Here is a 22,426-nt window from a genome sequence, read left to right on the forward strand (position 1 = left end):
CTGTCCTGGTTCATGCCTATGAATTTCAAGATGCAGGAAGGCAGCTAACGCACCTGTAACTTGAAAGACAAAGGCAGATTGGCATTTCGCCGTCCTTTGACTTTAGTTCTGGAGATTTTTATGTCTGCTATTTCTGCACGTTTCTTCACAGCCGTTGCGCTGTCTGTATCTGCTTTCTTTACCGTGGCTCACGCCGCATCTCACGATATGTCTCATGAGATGTCGATGTCTCAGCCGATGGCTGCCGAGGTTTACCACGGCCACGGTGTGGTCAAGAAAGTCACCGCCGATTCTATTTCCATCGCCCATAAACCTATCGCAGCGCTTAATTGGCCTGCAATGACCATGACCTTCAGCATGCCTGAAGCGGGAGCATTGCCGGTAGTCAAAGCGGGTGAAACGGTTGACTTCACGTTTAGCCAGCAATCTGAAGGCTACAAAATCGCTTCGGTTACCCCGACTAAGTAACTGAGGCCATCATGAGACAACATTCCCTGAGCTTGTGGCTCGGCGGGGTGCTGTTTGCTGTGTCTGTCTCTGCCGCAAATGCGGCAGAGTTCAGCCTGCAACAGACCCTGAACGCTGCTGAAAACTATTCCGCGGAACTTTCTGCCAACCGTAATCAGAGCGATGCGCTGAATGCGATGGCGGATTCTGCCCGTGAATTACCCGACCCTAAATTGAAATTTGGTATTGAAAATGTCCCGGTGCAGGGCAGTAACAGCCATCGCTTTACGCGCGAAGGCATGACCATGCAGCGTATTGGCATCATGCAGGAGTACGTCAGCGAAGATAAGCGCGACCGTAAAGCCGAAACTATTCTCGCTCAATCCGCCAGCAGTGCAGCCAAAGCAGAGGTGATTCGGACGACATTACAAAGAACGACGGCTCAGGCCTGGCTTGATTTGGCGTTATCGCAAAAAGTGTTGGCGACTGCGCAAAAACTGGTGGACGAAACTGAGCGTCAAGTCGATGTGCAGAAAGCGACGGTTGCCAGTGGAAGTTCACCGGCATCCAGTGTTGTAGATATTCGCATGACCCTCTTAGGGATGCAGGACAAAGTAACGCTTGCACAGCGTGATGTGGTCCTGGCCCAGACGCGTTTGCTGCAATTGACGGGCGAACAGATTGATAACACTAGCGGTACGTTGCCGCGTTATCAGCGTTTGCCTGCGGACCCGGCAGTACTGGAACAAAATGTCGGGCAGCATCCGGAAGTGATTGAAGCGGCACGCGAGGCCGATGTTGCCAAAGCGCGTTCAGCGCAATCCGCTGTGGCGGCGAAGCCGAATGTCGGTGTTGAGGTTTTCTATGCTCATCGCGCGGATGATTACGATGATATGGCTGGTGTGATGTTTACCGTCGATTTACCCATGTTTAAATCGCAACGTCAGGATAAAGACCTGGCGGCAGATATGTCCCGAACCATGGAAGCCAACGACCAGTTGGCATTGTCAAATCGCGAACGCATAGCCCTGGTGCGCACACTGGTAGCACAGTATCAGGCTGCCCAAACACTCTGGCTGCGCCAGCAAGATGAAATATTACCTCTGCAACGCCAGCGCCTCTCACTGGTTGAAGCACAATACCGTTCCGGGCAATCGACCCTCTCCGACTTACTCAATGCTCGCCGTACTCTGCTTGATACAGAACTGGCCGCGCATAGTGCAGAAAAAAATGTGGCTGAAACCTGGGCCGCCATTCGCTACCTGACGCCACAGGAAAACAACCAATAATGAACACCATAACGAGAATTTCATTGTTAGCGCTCACTATCGCGGCGTCACTTGGCGCCGGGTATTACGTGGGTAAACAAAGCGACTCCACCACAACGACACAATCTGTTCAGCCTGAACGAAAAGTTCTTTATTGGTATGACCCGATGACACCGGGGCAGCGCTTTGATAAGCCGGGTAAATCGCCGTTTATGGATATGGATTTAGTCCCACGTTATGCCGATGAAACTACCGAAGATGGTGGAGTGACGGTGAGTGCTCGCCAACAACAAAATCTGGGAATCAAAACTGCGTTGGTTGAGAAGAAAGTGCTGGAATATCAATTTGATGCTTTTGCTACAGTGTCTACGGACGAACGCAGCGTGCAGATTATTCCGGCCAGTGCTAATGGCATCGTTGAGAAGTTGTTTGTTAATGCGCCGCAGCAATTTGTGAAAGCGGGTGAACCACTTGCACAGCTGTGGATACCTGAATGGACGGCGGCACAGCAAGAGTATCTGGCGGTGCGTCGTTTGGGAGACAGCGCATTAAGTGCCGCCGCACGAGAACGTCTACAACTCCAGTTTATGCCAGCGGAAATTATTCGCCAGGTGGAGAAAACCGGGAAACCGCAAACGCGTGTGACGGTACGTGCTAAACAAGCAGGCTACATTAACAAGCTCGATACTCGCGAGGGCGCGCAGGTTGCGGCAACAGCGCCTTTGTTTGAAATTGCCAGCCTCGAATCTGTGTGGATTGTGATTGATTACCCGCAAACTCAGGCCCAGGTACTGCAAGTGGGGAGTGAGATTCAGGCAGCAAGTGATAGCTGGCCTGGTGAGGTTTTCCATGGGCGTGTGAGTGAGTTGTTACCCAATATGGAAACGACTACCCGAACGCTGAAAGCGCGCATCGTGTTGGATAACCCGCAAATGAAGCTCAAGCCTGGGATGTACCTTAATGTGAAACTGGCGAAGCAGCCTAATCTCCCGCCAGTGCTGGCTATTCCTGAAGAAGCGATGATTGAAACGGGGAGCAATAGCCGGGTATTAGTCGCGCAGGACAATGGCCATTTCAACCCGGTGAACGTAGTGGTTGGGACGGCGCAAAATGGCTGGGTTGAGATTAAACAAGGATTGAAAGAGGGCGATAAAGTTGTGACCTCCGGGCAGTTCCTGATTGATTCCGAAGCAAGCCTTCGTAGCGCATTGCCACAGGAGAACGCAGCCATTACTGCAACCCCTGAATATCAGGGCGAGGCGGTGGTGAAAGAGATTACTGATGATGCTGTTACCCTTTCGCACAAACCCATTGCTGCATTGAAATGGGGAGCGATGACTATGGATTTTGCACTGAAATCGGCCGCTGACGCGCAGGGTGTGAAGGTTGGGGATAGTGTGATGTTCAGTTTCACAATGGATGACGAACATGGCGCGGTGATCACTCATCTGATGCCGATGGCGGGGGTAATGAAATGATTGCCGCCGTTATTCGCTGGTCACTTAAAAATCGGCTGCTGGTGTTGCTTGCGGCGATCATGATGGCGGTGTGGGGAATTTGGTCGCTGCAACGCGCACCGTTGGATGCGCTGCCAGATCTCTCCGACGTACAGGTGATCATTCGTATCAATTACCCAGGCAAAGCGCCTCAAGTGGTTGAAGATCAGGTCACTTATCCACTGACCACTACCATGCTTTCGGTACCAGGCGCGAAAACTGTGCGCGGTTTTTCGATGTTTGGTGACTCATATGTCTACATTTTGTTTGAAGATGGCACCGATCCGTACTGGGCGCGCTCGCGGGTTCTGGAGTATTTAAGCCAGGTTCAGTCACAATTACCTCCTGAAGCCAAAGCCTCGTTAGGGCCGGATGCGACGGGAGTGGGTTGGGTTTATGAATATGCGCTGGTGGATAGAACTGGCAAACACAGCCTCGCAGATTTACGCGCCCTTCAAGACTGGACGCTTAAATTTGAGCTCAAAACTGTGCCGAATGTTTCTGAAGTTGCAAGCGTAGGCGGCATGGTTCGACAATACCAAATTGTTCTCGATCCGCAGCGTATGCGGGCGCTGAACATTACACACGAACAAGTTATTAGTGCGGTGCAAAGCGCTAACCAGGAAGGTGGCGGTTCGGTTATCGAAATGGGTGAAGCCGAATACATGGTGCGCACCGCAGGTTACCTGAAGAATCTGAATGATTTTAAACAGGTAGTGATCACCACGCGCGAAGGCGTGCCAGTGCTGTTGAGCGATGTAGCAACGTTGCGTATGGGGCCTGAAATTCGTCGTGGCGTGGCGGAATTTAATGGTGAAGGTGAGGTTGCGGGCGGCATTATTGTCATGCGCTATGGCAAGAATGCGCTGGATACGATTAATGGGGTAAAAGCGAAGCTACAGCAAATTCAGAAGAGTTTGCCTGTGGGTGTCGAAATCATTCCGGTGTATGACCGTTCTCATCTGATTGAAAATGCTATTGAAACGCTCTCTCATAAGTTGCTGGAAGAGTTTATCGTCGTGGCGATTATCTGTGCACTCTTCTTGTTCCATTTCCGTTCCGCACTTGTGGCGATGATAACCTTGCCGTTGGGGATTCTGGGCGCGTTTATTGTCATGCACTACCAGGGAGTGAACGCCAACATTATGTCGTTGGGTGGAATAGCGATTGCGATTGGGGCAATGGTTGATGCTGCGATCGTAATGATTGAAAACATGCACAAAGTGCTGGAGCAGTGGCGGCACGACAATCCTGATAAACAGCCTTCTGGTGCTGATTATTGGCGGATCTCTGAGCAAGCAGCGGTAGAAGTTGGGCCAGCATTATTCTGCAGTTTACTGATTATCACACTCTCCTTTATTCCGGTGTTTTCCCTTGAAGCACAAGAAGGGCGCATGTTCTCGCCACTGGCGTTTACCAAAACCTACGCGATGGCTGTAGCTGCGGGGCTGGGCATCACGCTGGTACCCGTGCTTATGGGCTATTTCATTCGTGGAAAAATTCCTGATGAGAAGGCTAACCCAATCAACCGTTGGCTGATTGCCGCCTATGAACCACTATTGGATAAAGTGCTGGCGCGCCCGAAAACTACGCTGCTGGTGGCAGGGTTAGTATTACTGGCGACGTTATGGCCGTTGAGCCGACTTGGAAGTGAGTTTATGCCGCCGCTTGATGAAGGTGATTTGCTGTACATGCCATCAACGCTACCGGGTATTTCCGCACGTGAAGCAGGACGTTTACTGCAACAAACAGACCGCTTAATCAAAACCGTGCCTGAAGTGGCGACGGTATTTGGTAAAGCCGGGCGCGCAGATACTGCAACCGATCCTGCACCGCTGACCATGATCGAGACCACTATTCGTTTTAAACCGCGCGATCAATGGCGGCCAGGAATGACGATGGATAAGCTGGTTAGCGAACTCGATAGCGTGGTGAAAGTTCCGGGTATTGCTAACGTTTGGGTGCCACCTATCCGTAACCGCCTGGATATGCTGGCGACAGGTATCAAAAGCCCGGTAGGCATTAAAGTAAATGGCAATAATATTGCCGCCATTGAGCAGGTGGCTGAGCAAATCGAACGAGTGGTGAAGCAAGTTCCCGGTGTCACATCAGCTCTTGCGGAACGACTCGGTGGCGGGCGCTATGTTGATATTAATATCGACAGGCTGAAAGCGGCGCGCTACGGGGTATCTGTCAAAGAGCTACAGTCATTGGTTGCAACGGTGATTGGTGGACAGAATATCGGTGAAACGATTGAAGGACGTGAACGCTATCCCATCAATATTCGCTACCCACGCGAAATACGTGACAACGTCCAGAAATTACAAAGTTTGCCGGTAATTACCGCAAATGGTAGCCAGATTGCACTTTCTGAATTGGCTGACATCAGTATTACTGATGGCCCACCAATGTTGAAGAGTGAAAATGCCCGTTTATCTAATTGGGTTTATGTAGACTTACGCGGGCGTGATTTAAAATCAGCAGTGGAAGATATGCAACGTGCTGTTTCCCAACAGGTGAAATTACCTGATGGAGTTTCATTATCCTGGTCTGGTCAATTTGAATATTTAGAACGCGCAAGCGCCAAATTAAGAATAGTCTTACCTTTCACCCTGATTATTATTTTTGTCTTACTTTATGTAACATTTTCGCGTGTAAGTGATGCACTGTTAATAATGGGGACTTTACCATTCTCACTCATTGGCGGTGTCTGGTTACTCTATTTGCTGGGATATAATTTATCCGTTGCGGGGGCAGTGGGCTTTATTGCATTGGCAGGAGTAGCAGCTGAATTTGGCGTAATAATGGTGCTTTATTTAAATCAAGCGATTGCAAGGCACAAAATGCTAGATCCACAGGGTGGAAAACCCATGCTAATGCGTGCCCTTCATGAGGGGGCTGTGTTGCGTGTCAGGCCAAAAGTGATGACGGTAGCGACGATAATGGCGGGTTTGTTGCCGATTATGTGGGGTGATGGCACTGGATCAGAAGTGATGCGTCGTATAGCGGCCCCGATGATTGGCGGCATGATTACTGCCCCATTGCTATCGATGTTGGTCATCCCTGCAATGTATGTATTACTAAAAAAGCATAAATAATAGTTGGTTACCCCTATTGTTTTAGATTAAGGAAACAATAGGGGTTGATGGTTAAATAGGCGTTAATGGCTGTTTTTAGGAATTAGCCACAGACTTATTTAGCTTTTGTTAATATATAATTTGTTAGGCTGTATATTGAATTTTGATGTGGAAATCAATGTGACTCTAACAAATAAAATCATCTTTTCTTTTATTATTTTTGTATCACCATTAATGGTGTTGCCTGCTGCAATGGCGAGCCAAAATAGTGTATTAGGTGACGCCTGGAATACTTTGTCTGATAATGTTTCACAAACCTGGAATGAACCGCAACATTATGATTTGTATGTGCCTGCAATAACCTGGCATGCACGTTTTGCATACGATAAAGAAAAAACAGATCGCTATAACGAACGTCCCTGGGGTATTGGGTTCGGGCAAACACGTTGGGATGAAAGCGGCAACTGGCATGGTTTGTATCTGATGGCGTTCAAAGACTCCTATAACAAATGGGAACCAATTGGTGGCTATGGGTGGGAGAAGATCTGGCGTCCGTTGAGGGATGATAACTTCCGTCTTGGTTTAGGCTATACGCTGGGGGCAACAGCGCGTGATAACTGGAAATACATCCCCATTCCTGTGATTTTGCCTTTGGCATCCGTAGGTTATGGACCGGCAACGTTCCAGATGACTTATATTCCCGGAACGTACAACAACGGTAACGTTTACTTTGCCTGGTTACGCTTCCAATTCTGAAGGGCGATAGCAGTCTGAAATGATACAAATGGGTAGTCTGGAATCATACAAATGGCGTATTTGGGCTGACTGGTATTCAAAAATACGGACTGCCGCACAGTTTTTAAAAGAGGTAGTAATTTTTATCACTTTTTAGCAATTCTGGGCTGGACAAAATCCATCACAATTGGTGTACTGATGTCCGACACAGCATTTGTGTCGTTTTTCATGTAAAGGTAATTTAGATGTCTAAGATTAAAGGTAACGTTAAGTGGTTTAACGAGTCAAAAGGCTTTGGCTTCATTACTCCGGAAGATGGTAGCAAAGATGTGTTCGTACACTTCTCTGCAATCCAGAGCAATGGTTTCAAAACCCTGGCTGAAGGTCAGCGCGTTGAGTTTGAAATCACTAACGGTGCCAAAGGCCCATCTGCTGCAAATGTAATGCCTATCTAAGGCTTTACCAGCAGAATATAAAAACCCGCCAAGGCGGGTTTTTTTTGCTTTAAATTCAGGAAAAAAGATAAATTTTCACAAAGCACACCACAATCAGCGTGCTCATCAGCACCGCTGTCCATCCAGCAACACGTTCTTTCATCAGTTTGCCTCACCCTCATTTTCATCCAGAGTGGCAGACAAAAATTAAGCTAACCTTAACGTGGCTTGAATCAATGACTGTAGGCTAAAGAAACTAACCAAAATGCGATGGCCGTCATGAAGAGCGAACCTGCGAGATTAAGCAGCATATTCAATCCAGCCCAGGCCAGACGCCCATCCTGTAGTAAGAAAACAACTTCTGCCGAGAAAGTCGAAAACGTGGTAAGGCCTCCGCAAAAACCTGTGGTGATTAAAAGTTTCCAGACAGGGTCAAGGTGAGTCATTCTGGTAAACACAGCCAGCCCCAGTCCGATGATAAACGCGCCGACAAGGTTTGCTGTCAACGTCCCGACGGGAATCGCCGCATGTGCCGGGTTGAGCTTCATACTCAATAACCAGCGCACAACACTTCCCGTTCCTCCGCCAATAAACACGGCTAAAAGCATCTGCAACACGATAGTTTCCTGTTCGTTCTTATTTTTAAAGTGTTTGAGTGTAACTTCAGCACGGGAAGTTTCACACCCGGTATACTGAAATTATTCGCAGCCTTTTGAGAGATGACAATGAAAGTTGCAGTAGGGCAATTTGCGGTGAATAAAGTGTGGCAGGAAAACGTACAAACCTGTCTGGCGTTGATGGCGCAAGCGCGAGCTACAGGGGCTCAATTGCTGGTATTACCCGAAGCAGTCCTGGCACGAGATGATAGCGACCCCGATTTATCAGTGAAATCAGCGCAAACCATGGACGATGAGTTTATCGATAGGCTTTGCGAGCAGAGTCGTAATGATAATCTGACAACCATACTGACATTGCATATCAAAACCACGGTGGGTCGTGCGGCAAATACTTTGCTGGCAATTCGTGGCGGCGAGGTGATTGCTCGTTATCAGAAACTTCATCTCTATGATGCGTTTAATGTACAAGAATCGCGCCTGGTTGATGCAGGTAATGTATTACCACCATTAATTGAGGTCGCGGGTTTTAAAGTGGGATTAATGACATGCTACGATCTGCGTTTTCCAGAGATGGCTTTGAGTCTGGCTTTAGCGGGCGCTGATGTTTTAGTCTTACCTGCAGCGTGGTTACGTGGTCCAAATAAAGAGATGCATTGGTCAACGCTACTGGCTGCTCGTGCGCTTGATACCACATGTTATGTTGTGGCATCAGGTGAATGTGGTAATAAAAATATTGGTCATAGTCGAGTGGTGGATCCACTCGGTGTTGTCATTGCGGCGGCAAATCAGCGACCGGCTTTGATTTATGCTGAGTTGGAGGGCGAATACTTAACTGAAGTAAGAGCGATGCTACCCGTCTTGAAAAACCGCCGGTTTGGCGTACCCAGGTTGTTATGATGGTTTTTAACTCGATCTTGATTCAACTTGTTACAGGTTTCTATTGTATCGCACGCGAAAATGACCGTTAATTGTCTCAGTGTATTGTTCGCCGTATCCACGGCACGCATGATTAAAGAAGGTTGTTATGGGTGAGATTAGTATTACAAAGTTGTTGGTGGTCGGTGCGCTGATTGTTTTGTTATTTGGCACCAAGAAGTTGCGCACCCTGGGTGGCGATCTGGGCGCGGCAATCAAGGGCTTCAAGAAAGCCATGAATGAAGATGAGACCAGCGCTAAGTCTGCCAGCAATACGGATACAACAGCTGACCGTATTACTCACAAAGACTGATCATAAAGCAGCTTTCGACCCGATATAAAAAAAACCGGCATTGTTTTGGCCGGTTTTTTTTATGCACGTAGCAAATTAAAGGTAACGATTTGTTACATCGTTATTTAACTTCCATACCTTTAGCTTGTAAGTCTGCATGGTATGAAGAGCGAACAAATGGGCCGCAAGCTGCATGGGTAAAGCCCATAGCCAGCGCTTCTGCTTTCATCTCTTCAAACTCGTCAGGGCTCACATAACGTTGCACTGGTAAGTGATGGCGGCTTGGCTGTAAATATTGGCCCAGCGTTAACATTGTGACACCGTGGCGGCGTAGATCGCGCATTACTTCCACAATCTCTGCATTCGTTTCGCCTAAACCTACCATCAAACCTGATTTGGTTGGGATATCAGGATGCGCTTCTTTAAAACGCTCCAGCAGTTTCAGCGACCAGTTGTAGTCCGCACCAGGACGTACTTTACGATAAATACGCGGCACGTTTTCCAGGTTATGGTTGAACACATCTGGCGGCGTTGCGGTGAGGATTTCTAGCGCTTTGTCCATTCGGCCACGGAAATCTGGCACTAATGTTTCGATTTTGATGGTCGGATTTTTTTCGCGAATTGCGCTTATGCAATCAGCAAAATGTTGAGCTCCACCGTCGCGCAGGTCATCACGGTCAACAGACGTGATAACGACATAACGTAATGCCATGTCAGCGATAGTTTGCGCTAGTTTGCCTGGCTCATTGGCGTCAGGTGCAACCGGGCGACCATGAGCCACATCGCAGAATGGGCAGCGGCGAGTGCAAATCGCACCCAGGATCATAAAGGTTGCCGTTCCATGGTTGAAACATTCCGCCAGGTTAGGGCAGGAAGCTTCCTCACACACAGAGTGCAGACCATTTTTACGCATTGCCGCTTTGATACCCTGAATGCGGGTCGAATCAGATGGAAGTTTGATCTTCATCCATTCTGGTTTTCTTAACAGCTCCTGGCGCTCCGTCACCACGTTTTTAACCGGGATCAGAGCCATTTTATCGGCGTCGCGGTACTTGACGCCGCGTTCCATTACAATAGGTTTACTCATATCGTACGTGTTCCAGTTGCTGAAAAAAATCAGGCTAATCGAATGTTTTATTTATCAACTATTTTTTAATAGCGACCGAAGTATATCATCACTGAAAGGAATAAATTAGCCTGACAGAGCAGTAAATGGGGAAAGAATTGTAAATGAGTTGTTGGATTGTGCGCTTTGCAAGGTTAACAATTAGCAAATCGACCTCATAGTAACCGCCGGGAGGTCGATGTGACTACGCACCCAGGAATTCGTAAAGGATGCAGTTATCAGAACAATAAATATTAAGCAGGTATGTATTTAACTGGCGGATTATTCAGTAGCTCGATGAATTTATTGATGAGCAATGGTTGAACATCTTCAAGTGCCGTACCAGCGCGTAATGAACTGACCTGCGTCATCTCAAGACCTGCATATCCGCAAGGGTTGATTCGCAGAAAAGGGCTGAGATCCATATCAATATTCAATGCCAGCCCGTGGAATGAACAGCCCTTACGTATACGTAAACCCAGTGAGCAAATCTTACGTCCATCAACATAGACACCAGGAGCATCCGCGCGTGGATAAGCTTCTATTTGTAATTCTGCAAGTGTATTGACCACGGTTTGCTCAAGAATGGTGACCAGTTCCCGAACGCCGAGCTTACGACGCTTAAGATTAAGCAACACGTACATCACTTGCTGGCCTGGTCCATGATAAGTGACCTGGCCGCCGCGGTCGCTTTGAATCACGGGAATATCACCAGGAACGAGCACGTGTTCCGCTTTACCTGCCTGGCCTTGCGTAAAGACACGCTCGTGTTCTACCAGCCAAATTTCATCGGCAGTCGTTTCATCACGGGTATCGGTAAAATCATGCATCGCCTGAGAAATGGGTTCGTAGGGTTGCAGGCCTAGTTGGCGAATTTGAATAGTATTTTGAGACAAAACATCGTCTCCGGCAGGTTAGAAAGATGAGGGAGTATATATCACTGGGACAAAAAGCAGTACCCGGCCTGTTGGCCGGGCAGGTTACAAATTACAGCACCATACGAACGATTTCGATCTTGCCAAGTTCTTCGTACAGGGTCTCAACTTGCTCAATGTGAGTCGCTTTGATAGTGACCGATACAGAGTGGTAATTACCTTTGCTGCTCGGTTTAACCTGTGGGGTGTAGTCACCAGGTGCGTGGCGCTGCACCACCTCAATGACCAAATCAACCAGCTCGGGTTTCGCCAAACCCATCACTTTGTAAGTAAAGGGCGTCGGAAATTCGAGCAATTCTTTCAGATTGGTTTTCATGGTAGCTCCAGCGTTACGGCATTAAAAATGATAACTCCCGCCAACAGGGGCAGGAGTTGCTTTGATTCATAGTATATGGGGACGACTTCTATTCTTTCAAGTGTTCAATAATTAACCAAACCAATGGTGGAATGTCAGTTTGATGTAATCAATGATACGACTGAAGAAATTACCTTCTGGCATTTCCTGAAGAACAACCAGCGGGCGTTGCTCGATAGTTTTTCCATCGAGTTGGAAATTGATGGTACCAACAACCTGGTTTTTCTGCAGCGGTGCATGCAGTTCCGTGGTGTTAAGTACATAGCTCGCTTTCAGATCTTTCATGCGCCCACGAGGGATTGTCAGATAAACGTCTTTATCAACCCCGAGTGATGCACGATCGTTATCACCAAACCAGGCTGGTTCTGAGGCAAATTCTTTACCGGCTTTCAGTGGCGAGACAGTTTCAAAGAAACGGAAGCCCCAGGTCAGCAGTTTTTTGCTTTCGGTTTCACGGCCTTTGTACGTACGTCCACCAAGCACTGCAGAAATCAGACGCATCTGACCTTCAGTTGCAGAGGCCACCAGGTTGTAACCTGCAGCATCGGTATGACCTGTTTTGATGCCATCAACTTGCAGGCTGGTATCCCACAGCAAGCCGTTACGGTTTGTCTGGCGGATATTGTTGAAGGTGAACTCTTTTTCTTTGTAGATAGCGTATTCGTTCGGCACATCGCGAATCAACGCCTGGCCAATCAACGCCATATCACGCGCTGAGCTGAATTGGCCTTCGGCATCGAGACCGTGTACGGTCCCGAAATGGGTATTTTTCAGGCCCAGAGCGGAAACATAGCTATTCATCAGGCCAACAAATGCATCCTGGCTTCCGGCCACGAAATCGGCCATTGCAACACATGCATCGTTACCTGATTGCAGGTTAATACCGCGAATCAGTTGTGATACCGGCACCTGCATGCCTGGTTTCAGGAACATCAAAGATGAACCTTTAAATACCGGGTTGCCGGTCGCCCATGCATCCTGGCCTACAGTCACAATCGAGCTTTCGTTAAATTTACCGGCTTTCATCGCTTGACCGATGACGTAGCTGGTCATCATTTTGGTCAGGCTCGCAGGATCACGACGAGTATCGGCATTAGACTCAGCCAGTACTTTACCGGAGTTGTAATCGATCAGGATGTACGCTTCCGCATCAATCTGCGGGACGCCTGGGATCATGGTTTTAATGTTCAGGTCGTCAGCGTGTGCGACAGCCATCCCCGAAAGAGTGAGGGCCGTAGTGAGCGCCAGGCGTTTAACAAAACGAAAAGAAGGGGCTGTATTCATGATTAGAACAACGACATCCATGATGGGAATAAAAAAAGTGCCTTACTATAGCAAAAGCGATTTTTGCTGGCATCCGTCTTTGCGCATCATTTGTTAATGGAATTTACATTAATTGACGCACGACGGATGCCAGACACAACCACTTACATAGCGGGTGCGTTAGTGATGAAAGATTGCTGCTGGGCTTCGCTTATTAAACGTTGCTGCATAGCGGCCGCTTCGTTCCGACTGCTAAATGGCCCAAGCTGTACTCGGAACATAGCACCATTACTGGAAACCTTGCCCGGCACGCCAAATTGCTGGCTAAGTTTTTGCTGCCACTGAGTTGCACGAGTCTGATCGCTGACTGCTCCCACCTGAACGACATAACGCCCGGAAGCTGTAGCAACTGGAGCTGCTGTCTGCACACTACCCTGAACCGAACCAGGTGCTGTAACTGGAGCATTTTGTTGCACTGGTGCTGCAGTTTGAACAGGCGTTGCTGCTACTGCAGGAGCCGCGGCAACTTCTGGCTGGTCATTTTCAATCACGCCGGGGGCCAGGGGAGTTGCAGCACCTAAGAAACCACTGCTATTAACCGGAGCTCCGGTAGTGTCTTCACTTTTCAGCGAGGAGTTGCTAATAGCACGTACCTCACCTTGCGGAGCTTCCACTGGCATTCCAGAAGAGGCACTGCCCATTCCACCGCTTAAATCAGGACGAGGGGGGAGGATGTAGGTCTGTTTGGCAACAGTCGTACACACAGTACCAGGCCCGGACATGGAACCATCCTGGGCAACAATAATTGGATCGATACGTACTTTGGTGTTGTTTGAGTTGTTCAAACGGTCAGCTGCGGCGCGTGATAACGAAATGACACGATCATTACCGTAAGGACCACGATCGTTAATACGCACGACAATCATGCGCCCATTTGCGAGGTTCGTGATACGTGCATAGCTTGGAATAGGAAGTGTTGGATGGGCAGCAGTCAGAGCTGTCGCATCAAATGGCTCACCCGATGCTGTCAGGTTGCTACCGGGTTCCGCATCATAAATAGCGGCAAAACCTGCCTGGCTAAAGTTTGCCGGATTCTGCACGATTTTGTAGCGTTTACCGTTATTTTCGTAATCCTGATTAGCCGAAGGACTCAACGGTTCAAAGCGCGGTTCCGCGCCGCTTATCTCAACCGTCGGGCCATTACACACCGCCGGTTGCGGTTGCTGGTTTACCTGTTGTTGATCACCATCATCAGACGAGCAGCCAGCCAGTATTGCAGCAACGACACAGATCCCAAGCCAACGCTTAACCATTACGCACCTCATCCACTTACACGCTTTTTGATAACATTTTTCTGTGGGTATGTATCGACATCACGATACCAAACCCGGCCATCAGAACGATCAGGGCCGAGCCCCCGTAGCTCACCAGCGGCAAAGGTACGCCGACCACCGGTAAGATACCACTAACCATACCAATGTTAACAAACACATATACGAATAAAATCAACATTAGCCCACCAGCCATTACTCGACCAAATGTGGTCTGAGCACGAGCGGCAATGATAAGACCGCGCATGATAAGCAATAGATAGAGCGCCAGTAATACCAGAACACCTACCAAGCCTAGCTCCTCGGCAAGTACTGCAAAGATAAAGTCAGTGTGGCGTTCGGGTAAAAATTCAAGTTGCGACTGTGTTCCGTGTAGCCAACCCTTGCCACGTAATCCGCCAGAACCAATAGCAATTTTAGACTGAATAATATGATAGCCCGCACCGAGAGGGTCACTTTCCGGATCAAGCAGCATCATTACGCGTGCACGTTGGTAATCGTGCATCAGGAAGAACCATAAAATCGGAATGAAGGCGGCGACCAATAACACGGCAACACCGATAAGTTTCCAGCTCATACCGGATAAGAACAGCACGAACAGTCCTGATGCGGCAATGAGAATAGACGTTCCCAGATCGGGTTGAGCGGCAACCAGCAGCGTCGGCATGAAAATGAGTATCAGCGCGATGCCGGTGTTCTTCAGTGTAGGTGGGCAGACATCGCGGTTAATAAAGCGCGCCACCATCAGTGGCACGGCAATTTTTGCGATTTCAGACGGCTGGAAACGCACAATACCGAGGTCAAGCCAGCGTTGTGCACCTTTGGATATCGCTCCAAATGCATCCACTGCAACCAATAATATTATGCAGACAATATACAGATAAGGAGCCCAGCCTTCGTACACGCGAGGCGGGATTTGCGCCATCACGATCATCACAACCAGTCCCATCAGGATCTGGCCAATTTTGCGCTCCATCATGTCCATGTCCTGGCCACTGGCGCTCCAGATTACCAGCGCACTAAAGATAAGCAGCGCCAGAATGGTCACAAGGAAGAGCGGGTCGATGTGGATTTTATCCCAGAACGACTTTTTATTTGGATTATCAGTCATGGTCATTGGTCCTCAGCCCCCGGTGGTGCGGGTACTTCAGTAGGCAGTACCGTATTGTTATCCCCAAGCATAATGTGGTCGAGGATCTGGCGCATGATGGTGCCTACAGCGGGGCCTGCGCCGCCGTTTTCCAGAATCATGGTGACGGAAACCTGTGGATTATCGTAAGGGGCGAACGCAGTCATCAATTTATGATCGCGTAAGCGTTCAGCGATTTTATGGGCGTTATAAGTTTCATTAGCTTTCAGGCCAAAGACCTGGGCCGTCCCTGATTTTGCCGCAATTTTATAAGGCGCATTGGCAAAATATTTATGAGCTGTACCGTTAGGGCGGTTAGCTACGCCATACATCCCGTCTTTAGCAATTTCCCAAAAACCAGAGTGGATATCGCCTACAGGAGGCTGTACCGGCTGCTGCCACGGAACTTGCTTACCATTCTCAACCGTGCTCATCAGGAAATGAGGAACGCGCACGATGCCATCGTTAATCAGGATCATCATTGCTTTGCTCATTTGAATCGGTGTCGCGGTCCAGTAGCCCTGGCCGATTCCGACTGGAATAGTGTCGCCCTGATACCACGGCTTTTTAAAGCGCTTCAATTTCCACTCACGGGTTGGCATGTTACCTGACCTCTCTTCCGAAAGATCGATACCGGTATAGTGCCCGTAGCCAAACTTACGCATCCACTCGCCCATACGGTCGATGCCCATGTCGTAAGCGACCTGATAGAAATAGGTATCTGCGGATTCTTCAAGCGCTTTGGTCACGTTCAGGCGGCCGTGGCCCCATTTTTTCCAGTCACGATAGCGCTTTTCAGAACCAGGTAACTGCCACCAGCCTGGGTCAAAGAGAGATGTATTGCGGGTGATAACTCCGGCACTTAACGCGGACACTGCCATGTAAGGTTTCACCGTGGACGCCGGAGGGTAAACCCCTTGCGTTGCACGGTTGATAAGCGGCGTGTTCGGGTCATTGAGCAAACCGGAATAGTCTTTGCTTGAGATGCCATCAACGAACAAGTTCGGGTTGTAACTTGGCATCGAAACAAGCGCCAGAATGCCGCCGGTGCGTGGGTCGGTGACCACAACTGCTGCGCGGCTTCCTGCTAATAAGGTTTCAATGTAATTCTGAAGCTTAAGGTCGATAGTCAGATAGATATCGTGCCCGGCTTGTGGCGGTACTTCCTTGAGCTGGCGAATCACACGGCCACGGTTGTTTACTTCAACTTCTTCATAACCGGTCTGGCCATGCAAGACATCTTCGTAATAACGTTCAATACCAAGCTTACCGATATCATGTGTTGAGGCGTAGTTTGCCAGCTTGCCGTCTTTATCAAGGCGTTCAACGTCTTTATCGTTAATTTTGGAAACGTAACCAATGACATGTGTTAGTGCTGAACCATACGGATAGTAACGGCGTTTATAGCCCTTAACCTCAACCCCCGGGAAACGGTACTGATTGACGGCAAAACGTGCGACCTGAACTTCGGTGAGGTTGGTTTTGACCGGAATAGAGGTGAAGCGATGAGAGCGTGCTCGCTCTTTCTTAAAGTTGGCAATATCGTCATCAGTTAAATCTACGACTGAGCGTAACGCTTCAAGCGTTGCCTGCACGTCGTCCACTTTTTCCGGCATCATTTCCACTTGGTAAATGGTGCGGTTGAGTGCGAGTGGTGTGCCGTTGCGATCGTAGATAATGCCGCGGCTAGGCGGAATAGGGACCAGCTTTATGCGGTTTTCATTCGAGCGAGTCTGGTAGTCAGTGAAACGGACGATTTGTAAATTATAAAGGTTGGCAACAAGCACACCGCTTAGTGCCAAAATACCAAGAAACGCGACCAGCGCCCGGCGCACAAAAAGCGCAGACTCAGCTGTATAGTCACGAAAAGAATTCTGTAATTTCATCCGCAGCTTTGTTCTACCTGACGATATCTACTCACGGTGATAAGGGTGGTTGGTCGTAATGCTCCACGCACGGTAGAGACTTTCCGCTACCAGCACCCGAACTAAAGGATGCGGCATTGTCAGATTGGACAGTGACCAGCTTTGCTCTGCAGCAGCTTTGCATGCTGGAGCAAGTCCTTCCGGGCCGCCAATCAGCAAGCTGACATCTCTACCATCCTGTTTCCAGCGTTCAAGCTGCACGGCAAGGTGTGGCGTATCCCAAGGTTGCCCCGGGATATCCAGCGTGACAATTCGGTTGCCCTTGCCGGCCGCTGCCAACATCATTTCGCCTTCTTTTTCGAGAATGCGCTTGATATCGGCATTTTTGCTGCGTTTTCCCGCAGGAATTTCTACCAGTTCGAATGGCATATCCTTGGGAAAACGACGCAGGTACTCGGTAAAGCCGGTTTGCACCCAGTCAGGCATTTTGGTGCCAACTGCTACTAATTGCAGCTTCACTCATTAACCCCAGAGTTTTTCCAATTCGTATAGCTGGCGGCTTTCTTCTTGCATCACATGGACGATAACTTCGCCAAGGTCAACAACAACCCAGTCGGTTGCGTTCACGCCTTTCACGCCTAATGCATCAAAACCGGCTTTGCGGGATTCTTCTACAACGTGTTCAGCGATAGACATAACGTGGCGGTTAGAAGTACCGGTACAGATAACCATGCAATCAGTGATGCTTGATTTACCCTGAACATCTATAGCAACGATATCCTGGCCTTTGAGGTCGTCAATTTTATCGACGATGAAATCTTGAAATTCTTTACCCTGCAAGTGTTCCCCCTGGGAAAAGTAGAGTGTGTTCGATTTAGCCCGCATGATACCCATAATGGGGCAGCTTTACTGACAATTCGGCAATGCGGCGCTCAAAGCGGGGTATCATCCCACCGAGTGACCTGGTTTGCATCGCCATTTTTGTAAAACTATTTTGGAAAGTCATGCTTGCGGGCAGGAAATTATGGCAGCGGAGCATAACAGTCTGAGGTGTAGTGTCAATGGTTGACGATACCACAGACGCTGGCAACTTATTGCACCGGTGGACAAATAGCGCGGTTATTGAGAGTTCCCAGAGTGGCAAACCCCTCACGAATCTCAATTAAACTCCATGCCCCTTGTTCAATCACAAAGTGCCACAATGACGAGGGTGGCATGTTGAGCAGGGTGGCGATAAGCAAACTCAATACTCCCTGATGGCTCACAATCAGAACATTATCTTCTTTTGGCAATGCGGATAGAGATGTGGAGAACTCGTTGACACGTTGGGAAAAAAGCTGGAAACCTTCACCATTGCGGGGAATAACGTTCTGCCAGTCATTGCACCATGCGGCGTAGTTCTCGCTATCCAGGCGTTGTAAATCACGGTGGTGGCGCATCTCCCAGTCCCCAAAATTCATCTCATTGAGACGTGGTTCGGTAACTACAGGGGTTTTACGTTGCTGGAGAATTAATTGAGTGGTGTGTTGTGCTCGGCCCAACTCACTGCAAAGTACCTTCTCAAAATCAATATGGCATAGCATATCACCTACCGCTTTGGCCTGATTAATGCCTTCGGCAGTCAGTGGAGTTTCAGAAATGCCACTGTAAAGACCGTCTAAATTTGCCTGGGTTTGTCCATGGCGCACTAACCATAACTTCATCTCATCCTCGCGCAAACATTGGCTGGCACTGGCATAAGTGTATCATTGCGTCTCAAGTTCGAAGTCTGTTTTATTGGGGGATGTATGGCGTTCAGTAGCCAGCACGGCGGCAATATCATTGAAGCTGCAACTGTTATGGGGGTGGATGCAGGTTCACTTATCGATTTTAGTGCCAATATAAATCCATTGGGTATGCCCGATTCATTGAAGCGCGCCATTACTGAAAACCTGGTTCTTGCTGAACGTTATCCTGACGTTGAGTATCGCGCGCTGCACCAGGCTTTGGCAGAACATCATCAAGTCCCCCTGGAGTGGGTATTGGCAGGTAATGGCGAAACGGAGCTGATATTTAATCTAGTGCAGCAACTCTTGCCACGTAAGGCGTTGTTATTGACGCCGGGTTTTGCCGAATATCGTCGCGCGCTAACGCGCATTAATTGCGAAATAATTGATTTCCATCTTAGTGAAGAACAAAGCTGGCAACCTGATGAATCACTACTGCAGGTATTAACGCCTGATTTGGATTGCTTGTTTTTATGTACACCAAATAACCCGACCGGTTTGATGCCGGATAAATCTTTGCTGTTGGCCATTGCGCAGCGTTGTCAGGAAAACCATATCGATTTAATTATTGATGAAGCCTTCCTCGATTTTTTACCCGATGAGCCAGGCCTGATTCCGCACTTAGCAAAGTTCTCTCGACTTTATGTTCTGCGCTCACTCACCAAATTTTTTGCTATTGCCGGTCTACGACTTGGCTATATGGTGAGTGCCAATACAGATGTGGTTGGACGTATTCGAGCACAAAGAGAACCCTGGACTATTAATGCGTTTGCGGCCCTGGCAGGAGAGGTGATTCTCAATGACAGGGAATATATTGAGGCGAGTTATCGTTGGCTAAGCACCGAGCAACCTCGCTTGTTTAAAGGTCTTAGTAAACAGTCGGGAATTACAGTATGGCCCCCACGGGCGAACTATATTTTTCTACGTTGTGAAATTGAAGGTTTAGATCTGCAACGACGGTTGCTGGAAAAGAATATTTTAATTCGTCACTGTGCAAATTATCCGGGACTAGATTCGCGCTATTACCGTGTGGCGATTAAAAGCCCTGTCGACAACGACAAACTACTGGCTGCTATGCAGTGCATTCTTAGCAATACAGATGGTGCTGGCGAATAAACTCAGCTACTGCTGCGGGGAGCAGATCATCGCAAGGCAGATGTTGTTCTAACCGCCGGCGGATAGCCGTTGCCGAAATGTCGTACATTGGTGTTTGTGCGAGGTAAATTTTACCGGCTGGCTGGTTATGAAGCTCTTCTACCGAAGTGGTTTGATGCGCATCAAGCCATTGTTGCTCTTCTGGTGTATTCATCGATAGAGAATATCCGGGACGTTGGCAAACCAGCAGGTGGCACAACGTCAGCAATGTTTCCCAACGGTACCAGCGTTGCAGGCTAAGCAATGAGTCCTGCCCCACAATAAACGCCAATGGTTGTTCAGCTCCAATCTCCGAGCGTAATTGTTCGAGAGTTTCAACGGTGTACGAGGGTGTTTCACGTTGCAGTTCGCGGTCATCCAGCTTAAATAGCGCATTTCCGGTAATGGCAAGTTCGACCATGGTTTTGCGTTGCTCGCTGTTCGCAAGGGGCTGCGCACGGTGTGGCGGAACGTTATTCGGCATGATAGTGACTTGGTGCAGCGCTACCTGTTTTGCCAGCGCTTCGACCGGTTTTAAATGCCCGTAATGGATGGGATCGAATGTCCCACCATACAGAGCAGTTAACCTCGACGCAGTCTTAGCCATCGATGAAAATTTCCGGCAGGGCTTTATGGCACAGCAACAGAGAAAGCCCTTCAAGCTCGGCCCAGACCGACTGGCCGTAATCTTTTTTCAGCGTCATTTCTATTTGGCTAAGCAAACGCACTGCCTGATAAAGCTGTTCGGCAGATAGGCGATTGAGTGCTTCAGTCACCAGAGCGCGACGATTTTGCCATACGCGTTGTTGATCAAATAACGTGCGCAGTGGGGTGTTAGCCGACTGGCGTTTGAGATTAACCAGTTGTAGCAGTTCGCGTTGGATGGTGCGCAGCAAAATCACCGGTTCACTGGCTTCCAACCGGAGCTGTTGCAGAATATGCAATGCGCGCTTACTTTTCCCTGCCAGAATCGCATCGACCCAATGGAATGGAGTGAAGTGTGCTGCATCGTTTACCGCTTGCTCAACCCGAGGCAAGGTCAACGTACCATCAGGCCAAATGAGCGAAAGACGTTCCAGCGCTTGCGACAGTGCCAGCAGATTTCCTTCGTAGCAATAACACAGCAGTTGGTTGGCAGCATCATCAAGCGTGAGATTCATCTGTTTAGCGCGTTGTGCAACCCAGCGAGGCAATTGAGCCTGTTCCGGGGTTTGACACGTCACCATAACGCAACGTTCGGCCAGTTTACTCAGCCACGCTGCATTTTCTTGAGCTTTGGTGAATTTGTTACCGCGTACCAGCAGAAGAATGTCGTCATGCAGCAGAGACACCAGAGTTTCTAGTTGTGCATTGATTGCAGCGTTTGCACCATTTTCTGGTAACAACAACAGAAGTGTCTGGCGACTGGCGAACAGGCTTAAAGCCTGGCAAATCGAGAACAGATCTTGCCAGTCGGTACTGACATCAATCTGAACGGTATGGTGTTCTTCGAAACCCTGGGTGCCAGCCATCTGGCGAATGGCATCCTGGCTTTCCTGGAGTAATAGCGGATCGTTACCAAGTAGCAGATACGCCGCGCGCAGCCCTTCATTGAGCTGCGCGCGAAGTTGTTCAGGGTACAACCGAATCATTGGCTACCAGATGTGGCCGAAAGCGTGGTCGACGTGCGGCCTGCTGGTGTTGCTGGCGTAGAAGTTGAGCTAGTGCCTGTAACAGGCGTCTGCGCTGCTTCGGTTTCAGCGACATCAGCAACATGCACGGTCATCAGCTTACGAATAAGCTGTTGAGCTGCAGTGGTATACATCTCTTTGATCAATAAATCTTGCTCGGCATCTTTTTGCAGTGCAGCGAGTGGGTTATCAAAGAATGACTTATACACTCTGGCGTTAATCGGATAAATGTCATGACCCGGAATCAGCACTTGCGCTGAAACTGTCATAACCATTTGATACTCCGCTGTGCGACCATCCTGGAAGACAGATGCAGTATCTTTTCCGAGTGAGCTGCCTAGCAAGCGCAGAGACGGAATATCCTTGCGAACACCTGTTCCGGTATCGCTGACAATCGTAACGCCGTTTAGGCGCAACTGAGAGCGTACTTCACGCGCTAGTGGGCCGTTGGGATCACCAGAGTTGAAGATCAAGGTTTTCATTTGATCCGGAACCTGCGTGTTGCCACGCAGGTGAAAACCACACCCGGCGGTGACAAGCACCGCCAAAGTAACTAACAAGCTGATAAAGGGATGTCGCACGGTTCCTCCTG

At 48.9% G+C, this 22,426-nt stretch carries 23 protein-coding genes; 9 read left to right on the plus strand and 14 right to left on the minus strand.

The annotated features are described in order from the left end of the window. Positions 1-120 precede the first annotated feature (120 nt). The 6 genes from M979_RS01845 to cspE all read left to right on the plus strand — a co-directional run bounded on the left by M979_RS01845 (position 121) and on the right by cspE (position 7,478). A complete protein-coding gene (locus tag M979_RS01845) occupies positions 121-468 on the plus strand; it encodes a copper-binding protein (protein ID WP_051880582.1) in 348 nt (115 codons plus the stop codon). A gap of 11 nt (positions 469-479) precedes the next feature. Beyond that, positions 480-1,736, plus strand: coding sequence for a TolC family protein (locus M979_RS01850; protein ID WP_064553397.1), 1,257 nt, complete (start codon positions 480-482; stop codon positions 1,734-1,736). After that, positions 1,736-3,193 carry an efflux RND transporter periplasmic adaptor subunit gene (locus M979_RS01855; protein ID WP_064553399.1) on the plus strand — a complete coding sequence of 486 codons (1,458 nt, stop codon included), beginning with the start codon at positions 1,736-1,738 and terminating at the stop codon, positions 3,191-3,193. The genes M979_RS01850 and M979_RS01855 overlap by 1 nt, the downstream gene beginning before the upstream one ends. Continuing rightward, a complete protein-coding gene (locus M979_RS01860) occupies positions 3,190-6,309 on the plus strand; it encodes an efflux RND transporter permease subunit (RefSeq protein WP_064553401.1) in 3,120 nt (1,039 codons plus the stop codon). The genes M979_RS01855 and M979_RS01860 overlap by 4 nt, the downstream gene beginning before the upstream one ends. A gap of 177 nt (positions 6,310-6,486) precedes the next feature. Next, on the plus strand, positions 6,487-7,044 hold the full coding sequence (gene pagP, locus M979_RS01865) for a lipid IV(A) palmitoyltransferase PagP (RefSeq protein ID WP_280643556.1): 558 nt from the start codon (positions 6,487-6,489) through the stop codon (positions 7,042-7,044). Positions 7,045-7,268: 224 nt separating this feature from the next. After that, the gene (gene cspE, locus M979_RS01870) at positions 7,269-7,478 is read left to right on the plus strand and encodes a transcription antiterminator/RNA stability regulator CspE (RefSeq protein WP_004100146.1); all 210 of its coding nucleotides are present in this window, start codon (positions 7,269-7,271) and stop codon (positions 7,476-7,478) included. A gap of 212 nt (positions 7,479-7,690) precedes the next feature. On the opposite strand, the gene crcB is transcribed toward cspE, so the two are convergent. Next, positions 7,691-8,074: a fluoride efflux transporter CrcB gene (crcB, locus tag M979_RS01875; RefSeq protein WP_064553403.1), complete on the minus strand. Its 384-nt coding sequence runs from the start codon at positions 8,072-8,074 to the stop codon at positions 7,691-7,693. 108 nt (positions 8,075-8,182) lie between these two features. Here crcB and M979_RS01880 point away from each other — a divergent pair, with 108 nt between their 5' ends. Together M979_RS01880 and tatE are read left to right on the plus strand one after the other, a co-directional pair. Beyond that, the gene (locus M979_RS01880; protein WP_064553405.1) at positions 8,183-8,971 is read left to right on the plus strand and encodes a deaminated glutathione amidase; all 789 of its coding nucleotides are present in this window, start codon (positions 8,183-8,185) and stop codon (positions 8,969-8,971) included. A 127-nt stretch (positions 8,972-9,098) separates the two neighbouring features. After that, the gene (gene tatE / locus M979_RS01885; RefSeq protein WP_034456723.1) at positions 9,099-9,302 is read left to right on the plus strand and encodes a twin-arginine translocase subunit TatE; all 204 of its coding nucleotides are present in this window, start codon (positions 9,099-9,101) and stop codon (positions 9,300-9,302) included. Positions 9,303-9,402: 100 nt separating this feature from the next. Here the strand turns inward: tatE and lipA are convergent, their stop codons facing one another. From lipA to M979_RS01935, 10 genes are all read right to left on the minus strand, one after another. After that, entirely contained in the window at positions 9,403-10,368 is a 966-nt protein-coding gene (lipA, locus tag M979_RS01890) for a lipoyl synthase (protein WP_034456722.1), read from the minus strand. Between the two features lie 272 nt (positions 10,369-10,640). After that, positions 10,641-11,282 (minus strand): lipoyl(octanoyl) transferase LipB, encoded by a 642-nt coding sequence (gene lipB, locus M979_RS01895; protein WP_064553407.1) that lies wholly within the window; start codon positions 11,280-11,282, stop codon positions 10,641-10,643. Positions 11,283-11,373: 91 nt separating this feature from the next. Next, positions 11,374-11,637 (minus strand): DUF493 family protein YbeD, encoded by a 264-nt coding sequence (ybeD, locus tag M979_RS01900; protein WP_034456720.1) that lies wholly within the window; start codon positions 11,635-11,637, stop codon positions 11,374-11,376. A gap of 111 nt (positions 11,638-11,748) precedes the next feature. Continuing rightward, positions 11,749-12,960, minus strand: coding sequence for a D-alanyl-D-alanine carboxypeptidase DacA (dacA, locus tag M979_RS01905; RefSeq protein WP_034457229.1), 1,212 nt, complete (start codon positions 12,958-12,960; stop codon positions 11,749-11,751). Between the two features lie 143 nt (positions 12,961-13,103). Continuing rightward, complete coding sequence (gene rlpA / locus M979_RS01910; protein ID WP_064553409.1) at positions 13,104-14,252, minus strand: endolytic peptidoglycan transglycosylase RlpA; 1,149 nt, start codon at positions 14,250-14,252, stop codon at positions 13,104-13,106. A 16-nt stretch (positions 14,253-14,268) separates the two neighbouring features. Beyond that, a complete protein-coding gene (gene mrdB, locus M979_RS01915) occupies positions 14,269-15,381 on the minus strand; it encodes a peptidoglycan glycosyltransferase MrdB (RefSeq protein ID WP_064553411.1) in 1,113 nt (370 codons plus the stop codon). A gap of 2 nt (positions 15,382-15,383) precedes the next feature. Further along, positions 15,384-17,285: a peptidoglycan DD-transpeptidase MrdA gene (gene mrdA, locus M979_RS01920; protein ID WP_034456716.1), complete on the minus strand. Its 1,902-nt coding sequence runs from the start codon at positions 17,283-17,285 to the stop codon at positions 15,384-15,386. Between the two features lie 27 nt (positions 17,286-17,312). Beyond that, on the minus strand, positions 17,313-17,783 hold the full coding sequence (gene rlmH / locus M979_RS01925; protein WP_034456714.1) for a 23S rRNA (pseudouridine(1915)-N(3))-methyltransferase RlmH: 471 nt from the start codon (positions 17,781-17,783) through the stop codon (positions 17,313-17,315). A 3-nt stretch (positions 17,784-17,786) separates the two neighbouring features. Then, a complete protein-coding gene (rsfS, locus tag M979_RS01930) occupies positions 17,787-18,104 on the minus strand; it encodes a ribosome silencing factor (protein ID WP_034456713.1) in 318 nt (105 codons plus the stop codon). A gap of 251 nt (positions 18,105-18,355) precedes the next feature. Then, a complete protein-coding gene (locus M979_RS01935; protein ID WP_064553413.1) occupies positions 18,356-18,967 on the minus strand; it encodes an adenosylcobalamin/alpha-ribazole phosphatase in 612 nt (203 codons plus the stop codon). A gap of 84 nt (positions 18,968-19,051) precedes the next feature. Here M979_RS01935 and cobD point away from each other — a divergent pair, with 84 nt between their 5' ends. Further along, positions 19,052-20,146: a threonine-phosphate decarboxylase CobD gene (cobD, locus tag M979_RS01940; protein WP_064553415.1), complete on the plus strand. Its 1,095-nt coding sequence runs from the start codon at positions 19,052-19,054 to the stop codon at positions 20,144-20,146. On the opposite strand, the gene nadD is transcribed toward cobD, so the two are convergent. Genes nadD through lptE form a run of 3 tightly spaced genes read right to left on the minus strand, consistent with a single transcriptional unit; the run spans position 20,118 to position 22,415 of the window. Further along, entirely contained in the window at positions 20,118-20,771 is a 654-nt protein-coding gene (nadD, locus tag M979_RS01945) for a nicotinate-nucleotide adenylyltransferase (protein WP_064553417.1), read from the minus strand. The genes cobD and nadD overlap by 29 nt on opposite strands. Next, complete coding sequence (holA, locus tag M979_RS01950; protein WP_064553419.1) at positions 20,764-21,795, minus strand: DNA polymerase III subunit delta; 1,032 nt, start codon at positions 21,793-21,795, stop codon at positions 20,764-20,766. Before holA ends, nadD begins: the two co-directional genes overlap by 8 nt. Then, on the minus strand, positions 21,792-22,415 hold the full coding sequence (gene lptE, locus M979_RS01955; RefSeq protein ID WP_064553421.1) for an LPS assembly lipoprotein LptE: 624 nt from the start codon (positions 22,413-22,415) through the stop codon (positions 21,792-21,794). The genes holA and lptE overlap by 4 nt, the downstream gene beginning before the upstream one ends. Between the last annotated feature and the right edge of the window lie 11 nt (positions 22,416-22,426).

Origin of the sequence: Buttiauxella noackiae ATCC 51607 (genome assembly GCF_001654865.1) — a bacterium.
GTDB classification, from domain to species: domain Bacteria; phylum Pseudomonadota; class Gammaproteobacteria; order Enterobacterales; family Enterobacteriaceae; genus Buttiauxella; species Buttiauxella noackiae.